Annotated in this window: 12 protein-coding genes; 7 read left to right on the top strand and 5 right to left on the bottom strand. The window is 66.4% G+C overall.

Annotation, left to right across the window (positions count from 1 at the left end; genetic code table 11):
• Positions 1 to 92 precede the first annotated feature (92 nt).
• The gene (locus tag SLQ30_RS12790; RefSeq protein WP_319446663.1) at positions 93 to 1319 is read left to right on the top strand and encodes a diiron oxygenase; all 1227 of its coding nucleotides are present in this window, start codon (positions 93 to 95) and stop codon (positions 1317 to 1319) included.
• On the opposite strand, the gene SLQ30_RS12785 is transcribed toward SLQ30_RS12790, so the two are convergent.
• Positions 1280 to 2476, bottom strand: a complete 1197-nt coding sequence (locus SLQ30_RS12785) for an MFS transporter (RefSeq protein ID WP_319446662.1) — start codon at positions 2474 to 2476, stop codon at positions 1280 to 1282. The genes SLQ30_RS12790 and SLQ30_RS12785 overlap by 40 nt on opposite strands.
• A gap of 52 nt (positions 2477 to 2528) precedes the next feature.
• On the opposite strand from SLQ30_RS12785, the gene SLQ30_RS12780 reads away from it, so the two are divergent.
• Positions 2529 to 3404, top strand: coding sequence for an LLM class flavin-dependent oxidoreductase (locus SLQ30_RS12780; RefSeq protein ID WP_319446661.1), 876 nt, complete (start codon positions 2529 to 2531; stop codon positions 3402 to 3404).
• On the opposite strand, the gene SLQ30_RS12775 is transcribed toward SLQ30_RS12780, so the two are convergent.
• Positions 3388 to 4323, bottom strand: coding sequence for an SDR family oxidoreductase (locus SLQ30_RS12775; RefSeq protein WP_319446660.1), 936 nt, complete (start codon positions 4321 to 4323; stop codon positions 3388 to 3390). The two genes, SLQ30_RS12780 and SLQ30_RS12775, sit on opposite strands and share 17 nt — an antisense overlap.
• 110 nt (positions 4324 to 4433) lie before the next feature.
• On the opposite strand from SLQ30_RS12775, the gene SLQ30_RS12770 reads away from it, so the two are divergent.
• Positions 4434 to 5099, top strand: coding sequence for a TetR/AcrR family transcriptional regulator (locus SLQ30_RS12770; protein WP_319446923.1), 666 nt, complete (start codon positions 4434 to 4436; stop codon positions 5097 to 5099).
• Here the strand turns inward: SLQ30_RS12770 and SLQ30_RS12765 are convergent.
• On the bottom strand, positions 5089 to 6279 hold the full coding sequence (locus SLQ30_RS12765; protein ID WP_319446659.1) for an ROK family protein: 1191 nt from the start codon (positions 6277 to 6279) through the stop codon (positions 5089 to 5091). The two genes, SLQ30_RS12770 and SLQ30_RS12765, sit on opposite strands and share 11 nt — an antisense overlap.
• A 132-nt stretch (positions 6280 to 6411) precedes the next feature.
• Between SLQ30_RS12765 and SLQ30_RS12760 the strand changes: the two genes are divergently transcribed.
• Complete coding sequence (locus SLQ30_RS12760) at positions 6412 to 7596, top strand: MFS transporter (RefSeq protein WP_413468032.1); 1185 nt, start codon at positions 6412 to 6414, stop codon at positions 7594 to 7596.
• Here SLQ30_RS12760 and SLQ30_RS12755 read toward each other — a convergent pair.
• Positions 7582 to 8475 carry a hypothetical protein gene (locus tag SLQ30_RS12755; protein ID WP_319446657.1) on the bottom strand — a complete coding sequence of 298 codons (894 nt, stop codon included), beginning with the start codon at positions 8473 to 8475 and terminating at the stop codon, positions 7582 to 7584. The genes SLQ30_RS12760 and SLQ30_RS12755 overlap by 15 nt on opposite strands.
• Before the next feature lie 34 nt (positions 8476 to 8509).
• Between SLQ30_RS12755 and SLQ30_RS12750 the strand changes: the two genes are divergently transcribed.
• From SLQ30_RS12750 to rnhA, 3 genes are read left to right on the top strand one after another with little or no spacing between them, the layout of a single operon-like run.
• A complete protein-coding gene (locus SLQ30_RS12750) occupies positions 8510 to 9184 on the top strand; it encodes a cutinase family protein (RefSeq protein WP_319446656.1) in 675 nt (224 codons plus the stop codon).
• Positions 9185 to 9190: 6 nt separating this feature from the next.
• Positions 9191 to 9853, top strand: a complete 663-nt coding sequence (locus SLQ30_RS12745) for a glyoxalase (RefSeq protein ID WP_319446655.1) — start codon at positions 9191 to 9193, stop codon at positions 9851 to 9853.
• A gap of 34 nt (positions 9854 to 9887) precedes the next feature.
• A complete protein-coding gene (gene rnhA / locus SLQ30_RS12740) occupies positions 9888 to 10343 on the top strand; it encodes a ribonuclease HI (RefSeq protein ID WP_319446654.1) in 456 nt (151 codons plus the stop codon).
• 607 nt (positions 10344 to 10950) lie between these two features.
• Here the strand turns inward: rnhA and SLQ30_RS12735 are convergent.
• Positions 10951 to 13743 (bottom strand): ATP-binding protein, encoded by a 2793-nt coding sequence (locus tag SLQ30_RS12735; RefSeq protein ID WP_319458315.1) that lies wholly within the window; start codon positions 13741 to 13743, stop codon positions 10951 to 10953.
• Between the last annotated feature and the right edge of the window lie 166 nt (positions 13744 to 13909).

Here is a 13909-nt window from a genome sequence, read left to right as displayed (position 1 = left end):
GGGACCGCCAGTATCCGGTACCCGGGGTATTGACATCTTGAGGCGGCCGTCATTAGGTTTTGGAGCATAACGTCAGCGAAGGGACGTCAACGGTGACTCTTTCCCCTGAAGCGATCAGATCGACCAGCGCCCCCACCCGCGAAGAGTTCTCGGAGCGGCTGCTGCGCGGCTCGGTGAAGAAGTACTACGAACCCGTCGTCGACATCGACTGGGACGCCGAGCTCGATCCCGACAAGTTCTTCCTGCCGCCCAAGGTGGTGTCGCTGTACGGCACGCCGATGTGGGACGCCATGCCCCGAGCACAGCAGATCGAACTGTCCCGCCAGGAACTCGTCAACACGCTTTCGGCAGGCATCTGGTTCGAGAACATCCTCAACCAGGCCATCCTGCGGACGATCATGCACCAGGACCCCACGTCGAACGCGACGCACTACGCGCTGACCGAGCTGGGCGACGAGACCCGTCACATGGTGATGTTCGGTAAAGCGATCGAGCGCGTCGGCGCCAAGCCCATCCAGCCGAAGTGGTACCAGCGGGTGCTCATCAACGCGCTCCCGCTGACGTTCAAGGGCTCGCTGCTGTGGATCGCCGCACTGATCGGCGAAGAGATCTTCGACTCACTGCAACGCCAGATGATGGACGACCCCGAGTTGCAACCAATGGTGCAGCGGCTCATGCGAATTCACGTCACCGAAGAAGCCAGGCACATCCAGTTCGCGCGCGACGGCGTGCGCAAGCGCATCGGCGACATGCCGCGGCGGAACCGTTGGTGGGTAGGCAATCTCAACGGTGTCGGCGGCTACTTCTTCCGATTCCTGTTCACCAACAAGGTGCCATACCGCCGCGTCGGACTCGATGCGCGCGAGGCCCGCCGCATCGCGCGCCGCAGCCCGCACCGCCACGAGGTCCAGATCGCGGGCTTCGCCCCACTGGCCGCGTTCCTCGACGAGGTCGGGTTGATGGGCCGGATCGCGCGGCGCATGTGGCGACGCACCAACTTTCTCCCGCCCAAGACGCTCGCCGTCGAGGCTGCCCCCGACGTGGCAGAGGGGTTCGAGACGGTGTACGACGGCCCAGCCGTCTTGCGCGTCGCCGACGACGACCACTCCGTTCGCGTGCGACTCACCGGTCGCTTGGATCCGATCGACGGCAAGTACCACTGGCGCGGAACAGTTTTCGGCGCACTGCCCGAGGACGTGCTCAAGCGACCCGAGGCGCTGTTGACGGCCAACGGCCGCACTGCCGCGGCGAGGCTCACCGAGCGCTCCCCCCAGGGCGGCTACTCGGTGACGGGCATGGGCGCTCCGCCCTTCGCCTGACGCACCGCGCCACCAAGCAATACGACCGCGAACACTGCCCCGACGGCACCCGAGATCAGCAACGGCAGTTGACCGTTCGTGCCCCACAGCAGGCCGGCCCACACTCCGGCGATCAACATCGCGAAGCCTGATGCGCCCTGGAACACGCCCTGCGCGCTGGCCTGAAGGTATTGGCCAGCCAAGGACGAGATCCACGCCTTGCCAACGCCGTCGGTGCATCCCGTGAAGAGCCCGTAGACCCCGATCAGCAGCCATGCGGTCAGCTTGTCTTCGGTCAACCCGAGGCCGCCGTAGCCGATTGCGAAGAACACCAACCCAATTCCGAACACGGCTGGCCGAGGAACGCGGTCGGCGAGCACGCCCGCGGGATAGCTGACGAGTGCGTACACCGCGTTGTAGCCCACGTAGGCAAGAATCACCTCAACTACCGAGAACCCGATCTCGTTGAGCCGCAGCAGGAGTAGCGCATCCGGGAAGTTCACGATGCCGAACGCGACCAGAAGGGCCGTCACCCGCCAGTACCCGCCAGGCAGTTCGCGCACTCGGGCGAACAGCGCAGGCCGGACAGCGGCCACCACCCGGCGGCGCTCGCGCGACGCGAACACCAGCGCGACGCTGAGCACGGCCGGAACGACGGCCACCCACAACAGCGGCGCGATTTGGTGATCGAGCAACTCGTACCCGACCAGTCCGAGCAGCGGGCCGACCACCGCCCCCGCCGTGTCCATGGCCCGGTGGAAACCGAACACCCGACCCCGCGCCGCGTCGTCGACGTCGGCCACCAACAGGGCATCGCGCGGGGCACCCCGCAACCCCTTGCCGAGTCGGTCGACGACCCGGCCTGCGAGCACGCCCGGCCACGCAGCGAAGGCAGCCACCATCACCTTGCCGAGTGCCGCCAGTCCGTACCCGGTGGCGATCAGCGGACGACGCGCATACCGGTCGCCCAGCGGCCCCGACGCAAGCTTCGTCAGCGCCGCCGCACCTTCGGCCGCGCCCTCGATGGCACCCACGATGGCGGGCGGAGCTCCGAGCACCGCGGTCAGATAGATGGGCAATAGCGGATAGAGAAGTTCACTCGCGGTGTCCTGCAGAAAGGACACCGCCGAAAGCACACGCACATTCCTGGTGAGCCACGGCTTAGGCACTCGGCTCATCATGCCCGACCGTTCTTCATTGCAGAACTAGAACGTGTTCTAGTATCGGCTCATGCGGTTCACCTATGCAGAGGCCATGACCGACCCCAGGTACTACATCCCGTTGGCCAAGGCCGCCGACGAGGCCGGGTACCACGCGATGACCATCGCGGACAGCGTCGCGTATCCCGAGGTATCGGACTCGAAGTATCCGTACACCGAAGACGGCAATCGCGAATTCTTGGACGGCAAGTCGTTCATCGAGACCTTCGCCCTGATCGGGGCGTTGTCCGCGGTCACGACGCGGCTGCACTTCAACATCTTCGTGCTGAAGCTTCCGATCCGGCCGCCCGCGCTGGTGGCCAAGCAGGCCGGCTCGCTCGCGGCGATGTTCGACAACCGACTGAACCTCGGCGTCGGCACCAGCCCGTGGCCTGAGGATTACGAGATCATGGGCGTGCCGTTCGCCAGGCGCGGCAAGCGGATGGACGAATGCATCGACGTGATCAGAGGCCTTACCTCCGGCGACTACTTCGAGTACCACGGCGAGTTCTACGACTTCCCCAAGTTCAAGATGACGCCCGCGCCGACGAAGCCGGTGCCGATTCTCATCGGCGGACACGCCGACGCCGCCTTGCGGCGCGCCGCGCGCAACGACGGCTGGATGCACGGCGGAGGCGACCCGGCCGAACTCGACCCCCTGCTGGCCAAGCTAAACAAGTACCGCGACGAAGAGGAGCGGATCGGACTGGCCGACGAGTTCCAGATCCACGTCATCTCGATCGACGGGTTCAGCCTCGACGGCGTCAAACGGCTTGAGGACAAGGGCGTCACTGACGTCATCGTCGGCTTCCGGCTGCCCTACATCATGGGCCAGGACACCCAGCCGCTCGACGACAAGATCCGCCACCTGGAGTGGTTCGCGGAGAACGTCATCGCGAAGGCGTGACCACCCCGGCGGGCACGGACGTTCCGGTCAGGTGCTCGGCGACCGCCCACAGTGAGGCCGCAAGATCGACGCCGCGCGACGAGCGAGGCAGGTCGACCTTCTTGGTGTGTCCGACCAGCCCGCCGAATCCGCTGGGCCCGTAGTAGGCACCCTGTCGGGCGTCCGGGTCGGTGGCCGCGAACAGCAGCGGCTCGGTCCCGACGACCACGTCCTGCGACGGCAAAATCGGCAGGTCCAACATCGGGTTGAACCGCTTCTTGTCGCGGCCTAGGTTCGGACCCGAGCTCTGCAGATTGGTGCGCGTGTAACCGGGATGTGCGATGGCACTCAACAGGTTCCAGCCGCGCTCGTCGGCGAGGCGCGCCAGTTGCACCCCGAGCAGCAGGTCCGCGAGCTTCGACTGGGCGTACGCCTTGACCGCACTGTAGGACTCGGCGGATTGCAGGTCACGGAAGTTGATGCGGCCGAAGTTCGCCGCGCCACTCGACATGGTGGTCACGCGTGGAGCGTCGGACGAGAGCACCAGCGGCAGAAGCAGATTCGTCAATGCGAACGGTCCGAGGTAGTTCGTGCCGAACTGGAACTCGAACCCGTCGACGGTCGTCATCCGCTGGGGCACCGCCATCACCCCGGCGTTGTTGATCAGCACGTCGATCGGTCGGCCGTCGGCCTGCAACCCATCGGCGAACGCATGGACACTGGCCAGGTCGGCGAGGTCGAGGCGGCGTACCTCCAACGCTGCGTCGGGCACGTCGCGACGGATGTCGTCGGCGGCGGCGCTGCCCTTGGCCTCGTCTCGGACGGCCATCACGACGTGACCGCCCGCCGCTGAGATCCGGCGCGCAGCCTCCTTGCCCGTTCCGCTGTTGGCGCCGGTGATGACGAACCGTCGTCCGGCCTGAGCACTGACTTGGTACATGGGATCTCCTTTCGCGGTCGCTAAGCGACCAGTGGTCTCTACCTGATTCGAAGCTAACAGACCGCCGGTCGCTAGGCAAGAGACCGGCGGTAGCTTATGCTGGAGGCGTGATGTCCTTCGTCCGTGCGCACAGCCCTGAGCAGCGGGAAGTCCGGCGCACCGCAATTCTGGACACTGCGCGCGCGATGCTGGACGAGATGCCCGTCGCCGATATCACGCTCAACGGATTGAGCCGCCGGGCCTGCATGGCCAAGTCGAACGTGCTGCGCTACTTCGAGTCGCGCGAGGCGGTGCTGCTCGACTTGTGCGCCGCGGCACTCGGCGAGTGGGTCGATGCGCTGGACCGCGCACTGGCCGACGCGATCGACTCGGCCGACCCACTCAACGCGCGGACGGGCACGGTCGCCGACGTCATCGCCGCCTCACTGGCCGCCCGCCCGACGCTGTGCGACCTGATGAGTGCGCAAGCTGCCGTGTTGGAACGCAACATCACGACCGCCACGGTGCTGGAGTACAAGCGCGCGAGCGTCGCGAACGTCGAACGGCTCGCCGGGCTTGTGCTGCGCCACCTGCCCGAGCTCGGCCAGGAGCGGGCGGAACGGTTCACCATGCTCGCCGCACTGATGGCTACCTCGGTGTGGACGCACGCTCAGGTTCCACCCGCGGTGGTCGCGGCATACGAATCCGACGAGTCGCTGCGGAAACACCGGCTGGACTTCACCACGACTCTTCGGGACGCGCTGGACGTCATCCTGGCCGGCTTGCTCACCCGATGAGCGCGTCGACCGCCCGCGGGCTCAGCACCTCGTCGAGCACCATCGCCGCCGTACCCGCGACCGCGGAGTGACTTCCGTGCGCAGCGGGCACCACCTCGAGTTCGCGCGTCGACATCGCTGTTGCGTTGCCGTACAACGTCTCTCGTAGCCCTGCGACGAATGTCTCGTAGGCACCTGCGAGATCGCCCGCGATGACCAGCACCTTGGGGTTGAGCAGATTGACCGCCGAGGCGACGACTTCGCCGATGTGTCGGCCACTGTCTCGGATCATCCGGCGCACTTCGGGGTCCCCCGCGTGCGCGAGTTCGACGACGTCGCGCATGTGCCGTACCGAGTAGCCCTGCTGCTGCAGCGCGTGCACCACCGCCCAGCCGCCGGCGATCGCCTCGAGGCAACCTGTATCGCCGCACCGGCATGGAATGCCTTGTGCCGCAGCAGTCTTGTTATGCCCGAACTCTCCCGCCGCCTGCCACGCGCCGCGCTGCAGCACGCCACCGGCGATGATTCCGGCGCCGAGGCCCGTCGACGCCTTGAGCACCAACAGATCATCGTGTCGTTGAAGTTCACCACCGCGTTCGCCGAGTGCGATGGCGTTGGCATCGTTGTCGAGCAACACCGGCACACCCGATCCAAATCCCCGGTCGCTCCGCTCCTGCCCTCCGGAATGCCGCTGCACCTCCTCGAAATACGGCCGCAGCGCCACACCATCCCAACCGCGCAGGATCGGCGAGTCGCGACTGCAGCCGCGTTCGCGATCGACCGGCCCCGGCAGGCTGAGCCCGATGCCGTAGACGGGCACACCGCGGTGGTCCTCCAACAGCACGTCCAGTCGCTTCACGACGTCGGGCATCAAGTCGTCCGGACCGAGCGCGACCTCCTGGTCGATGTCCGAGGTGGTGACGAGCTCACCGGCCAGGTTGCAGATCGCCATCCGCGTGCGACTGATGCCGATGGCCACGCACGCAACCACGCCTGCGTCGGCGTCGAAGGTCAACAGCGTGGCCGGACGACCGCCGGTGGAGGCGGCCTGCTCACTCTCAGCGACGAGGCCGAGCTCGAGCAGTGCGGCCACCCTGGCCGCCACTGCCGTGCGTGACAACGTAGTGAGTTGGCCCAGTTCGGCGCGCGTGGTGTCCCTCAGTTCCCGAATTAGGGCGAAGACATCACCGGTGCTCGTCACACCATCGATTGAACCCGAGAAACGTAAGTTACGCCACTTTTGCCTCAGAAAGGCAAAAGTCGGTTTGAAGAACGACCTAAGTACGGCTACCGTTTACCCGTGACACGATCCCTCGCCCGACCGGACCGGCCCATGTCCGTCGTCGCACCCGACCCCACCCTCCGGTGGCTCGCGGTGTTCGCCTTGGCGCTGGGTGGCTTCGGCATCGGCACCACGGAATTCGTCGCGATGGGCCTGCTCCCCGACATCTCAGCCAGCCTCGGGATCACCGAACCGACTGCGGGACATATCATCTCGGCCTACGCGTTGGGCGTGGTCGTCGGTGCACCACTCATCGCCGCACTGACCGCGCGCATGGAGCGCAAGACCTTGCTGCTGGGGCTCATGGTCGTCTTCACGGTCGCCAACCTGGCGAGCATGTTCGCTCCGACGTACGGCACGCTGATGGCGGCGCGGTTCATCGCCGGCCTGCCGCACGGCGCGTTCTTCGGCATCGCCGCACTGGTCGCCGCCCACCTGATGGGCCCGCAGAACCGGGCCAAGGCCGTCGCCCACGTCTTGACCGGGCTGACGGTCGCCACCGTGCTCGGCGTGCCCGTGGCGTCGTGGCTCGGTCAGCTGTTCGGCTGGCGCAGTGCGTTCGCCCTCGTCGTCGCCGTCGGATTGATCACCCTGGCGGCCATCTGGTGGTGGCTGCCAACCATGGACACAATGCACATCACCAGTCCGTTGACCGAACTCAGCGCGCTCAAGCGCGTGCAGGTTTGGCTGGCCCTACTCGTCGGCATGGTCGGATTCGGTGGCATGTTCGCGGTCTACACCTACATCTCGACCACGCTGACCGACGTCGCGGGCCTGTCGCGCGCACTGGTTCCCTTGGCGCTCATGGTATTCGGACTCGGCATGGTGATCGGAAACCTGGTCGGCGGCAAGCTCGCCGACCGCTCCGTGGTGCGCGCGCTTTACGCCTCGATGACAGCGTTGGGCATCGTGCTCGCCCTTTTCGTGTTCGCCGCACACAACCCGTGGACGGCGCTTGCGGGGCTGTTCCTGATCGGAGCGACGGGCGCCTCGATCGGCCCGGCCCTTCAGACCCGACTGATGGACGTCGCGCACGACGCGCAGACGCTGGCCGCGGCGCTGAACCATTCCGCGCTCAACATCGCGAATGCGACGGGCGCATGGATCGGCGGCGTGGTGATTGCGGCCGGACTCGGATACACCGCTCCTGCGGCGGCTGGGGCCACGCTGGCCGTCGCCGGGTTGGTCATCTTGACGGTTTCTGTGCTGCTGCAGCGGTTTTCACGTTCCAAGTGACACGAACACGGCCTCCAGAATCGGCGGCCGTCCTGCGCGCTCCGCGGTAATGCGGGAGGCGCCGTTGAGTCGATCAATGGTGCCGATAAGCAAGCCACCGGGATCGTTCGCCACGACCTTCGCCCAGGTGCACTGCGCGGCAGCGGCGTAGCCGTGACCCAGGTGGTCGACGTCGACGATCTCCTCGTTGATCTCGTCGCCGGGCAGCCAACCGATGGTGCCCGGCGCGACGGCGAGCAGACCGATGGTCGCGTCGCCCGCCCGAATCGCGCGTAGCTCACCGGTCGCGTGCCAGTGCCAGAGGTCCTCGGCTGCGGCTGGAGAGACGTTGTGCCGCAACGCCGGATCGCTGGTTGCGATGAGCGCGTAACGCCGCTCGACCATTGCGACGGCGTCCTCCACCCGGTCGAACGGTTCGAGGGTGATGCGACCGTCGGGGGCGGGCATGTCTCGGTAGCGGGCGGCGTGCAAGGTGGTGTCCAGCACCACACCGGGTCCGGTGACACGGCCGGGCAGCTCCTGCAGACGCAGGTATTTCGGCGCGAACGCCGACCATTCGGAGCGCACGCACGCGCGGAGGTCGTCGAGTTCGGCGAAGTCGTGACAGCACACCTCGACGAACGGCCTGCGGACGTCGCGGCCGTAGAACCGGATCCCGCCGAGCAGCCGGCCGTTGGTAGTGCGCAGGTCCCGGTGATTGAAGTCGCCGGTCACGACGCCGGACAACTCGACGTGGGCGGCGAAACCTTCTGCGAAACCGGGATCGTCGATGCGTGCTACCTGCTCGGCGAGCCAGTCCTCGACCAAGCCTGGGCCTCGATCGCCGAAGATTTGCTCCGCCAACGCGACCTGATCGGACAGCGAGAGCCAACGCACCACGTCAGCAGTCTGCCCGCTGTGCCAGCATGGGACCATGACCGCTCGCCACCTCGCGCGCCTAGCCGGCGTCGCGGCCCTCGCCACGTGGACGCTTCTGGTGGCCCCGATGGCGCTTCCCACCGCCTCGGCCGCAGCGTGTCCCGACGTCGCGGTCGTGTTCGCGCGCGGCACCTTCGCACCGCCTGGGCTCGGCGGAATCGGACAGGACTTCGTCAACGCGCTGCGCTCGAAGGTCGGCACCAAGTCCGTCGACGTCTACGCAGTCGTCTACCCCGCGAGCACCGACTTCCCCACCGCGGTCGACGGCATCCGAGATGCGGCCAACCATATTCAGGACGTAGCTACGCGGTGCCCGAACACCAAGCAGGTGCTTGGTGGCTATTCACAGGGCGCGGCAGTCATCGGCTTCACGACGGCCAACGTGGTGCCACACGGTGTCGATCCGGCCGACGTGCCACACCCGATGCCCGCCGACGTGGCCAACCACGTCGCGGCGGTCGTGCTGCTCGGCAAGCCAGACACCGAGTTCATGAAGTCCATCAACGATCCCCCGGTCACGATCGGACCGCTGTATGCGGACAAGTCGCTCGAACTCTGCGCGCCTGGCGACCCGATCTGTTCCGACGGCAACGACGGCGCCGCACACACCAGCTACACGACGATCGGGATGACCGACCAGGCCGCGACATACGCCGCGGGGCGGGTCTGAGTCCGCTTGGCCGTCACCGTCGACGAGGTAGAGGTCGCTGATCCGGCCGAGGCCTGGATGCGAGCCGGGTTCAGCGTTGACTCCGATGACGTGTGCCGGATCGGTGGCGTACGCATACGGTTGGTCGGGCGTGGCCGCGGAGCCGCGCCGGCGGCGACATCAGACACCGGCACGGGCATCGTCGGATGGTCGTTGCGCGGCCTGCCCCAGGGCCGCACGATCGACGACCTCGACGGCGTCCCGACGACACGCTCGGACACCGACATTGCAACGCCTGCCGCACACGCGAACGGCGTCACCTCCATCGACCACGTCGTACTGCTGTCACCTGACTTGAGTCGGACCGTGGAAGCGCTGGCCACCATCGGTGTGGACCCGCGCCGGGAACGGGACGGCGAACTCGGCCGACGACGGATCCGCCAGGTCTTCTTCCGGTTCGGGGAGGTGATCATCGAGGTCGTCGGTTCGCCGGAGTCGGCGAGCGAGGGCCCGTCCACGCTCTGGGGGATCACGTACGTCGTCGCGGACGTCGACGCGACTGCTTCGTTCTTCGGCGACCGCACGTCACCAGTGAAGGAAGCGGTGCAGCCCGGGCGACGGATCACCACGCTGCGGCATCGCGAGTTCGGCATGTCGGTCCGTTCGGCGATGATCTCGGCGAGTCGCTGACCCGACCGCCAGTCGTGATGCCTATCCTCGGCGCATGACCGAGGATGTCGTCGTCATCCACACCGACGGCGGGTGCCGACCCAACCCCGGCCCCGGCGGCTGGGGCGCGGTGTTGCGCCAGCGTGAGCACGTCCGCGAGATGTGCGGCGGCGAGCCCGACGAGACCAGCAACAACCGGATGGAGTTGACGGCACCGATCATGGCGTTGGAGGCGCTCACCAGATCGGTGGCGGTGCACCTGTACACCGACAGCACCTATGTCCGGAGCGGCATCACCAAGTGGGTGCTCGGCTGGGAACGCAACGGCTGGAAGACCTCCGCGAAGCAGCCGGTGAAGAACGTCGACCTCTGGAAGCGACTACAGGCGGCCTGCGCGCGGCACCAGGTCGAGTGGTTCTGGGTAAAGGGCCACTCGGGTGTCGCCGACAACGAATTGGCCGACGAGCTGGCGACCCGGGGTATGCAGGAAGCGATCGACGCCGGCGGCTGAGTGTCGACGCAGGCGCTCCTACTCCCAGACCACCGGCGGAGGCGAAATATTCAGGTATCGAGCCTCAATGCCTAATGGCACCAGGGCAGGCACTCGTCGGGAACCACGATCGCGGGCGGCATGGGAGGCGGAGGGCCCACCGGCGGCGGAGGGTTGGGGCCCTCATAAATGCCTTGACCTTGATTGGCCTGGTCAGGCGCCACGTGATAGTAGGTGTGGCAGACATTCATGTCCCACGTCACGGGGGCGTGAACGTGATTTTGGGTCAGGTGGAACAAGGAATCCCCCGGGCACCAGTGATTCGGCCCGTAGCACCTACCGTCGACCCTGGTGGCAGGCGAACAATCATCATCCGCGTGGGCGATGCCGGCACCTAGACCGGCCAGACCCAAGCCGCTAGATACCAGCATCGCCGTTGCACACCCCACGATTATTCGCTTCACACATTTGGGGCCATTCTCCTTGGCACCACCGCCACCAACCGCCTTGCTACGTGTCAACTTCCAGACCCCCCAAAATTGCTGGCCCCAACCCGATGTCGACGCTAATCAACCACGGTGGAGGAAGGAATAAGGAATATCCCTACAAAGTGGGTTACCGCGTTCCGTTATGGCTCGGTTCGATGGACCAATCGCCGGGCCAGTTGACTGCGGGATTGGATATCGAGTTTGCGGTAGACGCGATACAGGTTGACGTCGACCGTCTTCGGGCTGATGAACAGCGCCGTGGCGATCTCGCGGTTGGTCATCCCCGATGCCGCTAGCTCGGCCACCCGCTGCTCCGCCGGAGTCAGCTGCTGCGCGGTGCGCCCGCTCGGGCCGACGTTGGTTCGGACCAGCTCCCCGCGAACCCGGTCTGCCCACAGCGTGGTTTGCAGGCCCTCGAAAGTTTGCAGCGCCTCGCCGAGACTGGCTGTGGCGGAGCTTTTTTGGCGTTGCCGGCGCTGGAGTTGGCCGAGCAGGAGTTGGGTCCGCGCACGCTCGAACGGCATGAGCAGGCGCTTGTGCTCAACCATTGCTCGTTCGACGGCGTCTACCGCCGCGTCGAGATCACCCTGAGCGGCCAGCAGCATGCTGCGACAGCGAGCACCGACAGCCAGCATCCAGGCCCTGTCGAGCCGGCAACCGTTGCGCTCCAACGTGCCGATCAGCGGCTCAGCCTCGCCGAGCCGGCCCAACTGGATCATGGCCTCGACGATGTCTGGCACAAACGAGGCGGCCACGATTTCCGTCGCCTCCGGTGCGGCGTCGAGGTGCGATAGGAGAGGTTCGAGTGCGGTCAGCGCCTCCTGGTAGTTGCCCAGCGACACTTCCAGAAACCCCAGGATGGTGATGGGCCATTCCGCCAACCGGTAGGAGCCGCAGCGCTGGCTGGCCGCCAACGCCTCGGCAAGGTCACGACGAGCGTCGTCTTCGCGGCCGCCGTAAGCGGTAGCCGCGGCCCGGATCGTCATTGCGATGGACAGTGATACGTCCCCACCCAATTGCGTCGCGCGTTCCACAGCGTCCTCGGCGACGAGCATCGCCTCAATCAGGTCGCCGCGCCAGATCGCTATCAGAACGGCATGAAAGGCGACATACAAGAGTCCGCTCTCATCGCCGTGCTCGAGGCAGCGACGCCGGATCGACAGCATCTCATCGTGCGCCGAGTCGAGCTGCCCGGTCCAGCCCAGCATCATGGCGTTTTGCATGCTGGGGCGGAATGGCAGCGGAATACTCGTGTGGCGCCCTTCCATCTCCAGCGCGCGTCGCAGGCTGGGCTCATCGATGACGTCTCCGCGCATGAAGTGCATGAGTACCCGCAAGCCCAGGGCCTGACTCAGCAGATCATGTTGCCCGAGGCACTCTGCACGCAGAACGGCGTCCTCGATGGTGTCCACGGCGGTACCGAGGTGACCAGAGTTGACCAACGCCCACGACAACGCCACCAGCGCCTGGACCTGCATCGTGAGATTGTCTTCGGCCTCGCCGAGCGCCCGTCGCAGCAGGTCCGCCGCCTCGACGAAGTTCTGGTCGAACACCCGCACCAAGGCAAGCTGGCACAGCGCTTGGGCGCGCAGCATCCCGGGTGCCAACCGCTCGATCGCCTCTCCAAGGAGGGCCCCGGCGCGTCCGGTATCGCCAGCATCGAAATGGTATGCAGCCGAACCCATCTGGCGCTCCGGTGTGTCGTCGCCGAGCCGAAGGGCTAGGTCGAACAGTTCAGCAGCGGCCGCTGGCGCCCCACGAGTACGCGCCGAATCGGCCGCCGTATCGAGTGCCGCAAGCGTCAGCGGATCCGCGCTAGTGGCGCTCAGGGCGAGGTGGCGGGCGCGCAATTCGGGCTGATCCACGATCTCGCCCAAGCGGCGGTGCATCATCCGACGCTGCGCGGGCGCGGCATCGGTGTAAACCCCGGTAGCCAGCAACGGGTGGGTAAACCGCAGCCGGTTACCGTCGATCCCAATGATGGCCTTTTCCTCGGCCTCCGCGAGGATGTCGACCATCCGATCTGCGTCGGTACCGACCGCCCTCGACACCAACGAGACGGTCGGATCGGCCAGACAGGCCACGGCCAACAAGGCGTCTCGCGCGTCAGCGGTGAGACTGCCGAGCCGGGCCCGCACCAACTCGGCCAGCGACCTCGGCAGCAGCGGGTCGACGTCCCGCGGCCCGGCGTCGATCCCCCGCGCCAGCTCGATGGCGTAAAAGGGATTACCACCAGAGACTTCGTGGATACGCAGCATCGTCGGACGCGAGAACGTCCGCCCCAGCCGCTCCGAGATCAGCGCATATAAGGCGCCAATAGCTAACGGCCTCAGCGTGATCCGTGCAACCGAGTCAGGGTTGGGCAGCTGCAGCCATGAGGCCGCACTGTCAGCATCGCCGCGCACGGTAACCAGTACCCCCACCGGTGCCGTGAGCCGCCGGGCTGCGAACGCGATCACCTGCGCGCTGGAGGGATCGAGCCACTGCAGGTCGTCAATCGCCACCAAAACCGGTGACTCCTCGCCAAGTCTCTCCACGGCCGACAGGAAACCGGCCGATATCGCATGCTGATCGACCGCGGCACCATCTGCGCTGGCGCGCAACAGAATCCGGTCTACCGCGAGCCGCTGTGGGTGCGGCAAATCTGCCGACGCGATCGCATCAAGACCGGCCAGCAAATCGGCCAACGCGCCATACGCCAGCACCGATTCTGCTGCCGCGGCACGCGCCGACAACACTCGGAAACCACGTTGGCGGGCCGATGCCACAGCCGCCAACCACGAGGTGGTCTTGCCGATGCCGGGTTCGCCCGCGATCACCAGTGCAGAAGGCTGAGCACAGGCCGAGGTCAAGAAATCGGTCACCGCCCGATCCTCGGGCTCCCGGCTCACCACGCCGTCGGGCATGCGCTCAACGTCAGCCGCAGTCGACATCGATACGTCCAATAGGGCATTCGCAAACTCACTAAGAAGCGGCTTCAGCAACGGCTTAGCTTATCGGCACATGCTTTGCCGTGCAGCCCCTACAGACACCCTGTGAGATGGCTTGTCGCTAGCTGTCAGAGCGTCGGGCACATCGCTTCGGGCGACGGCGCGGTTC

It is taken from the genome of Mycobacterium sp. RTGN4, from assembly GCF_033804635.1.
Lineage (GTDB): Bacteria > Actinomycetota > Actinomycetes > Mycobacteriales > Mycobacteriaceae > Mycobacterium.
This window is presented reverse-complemented; position numbering and strand designations above follow the sequence as displayed.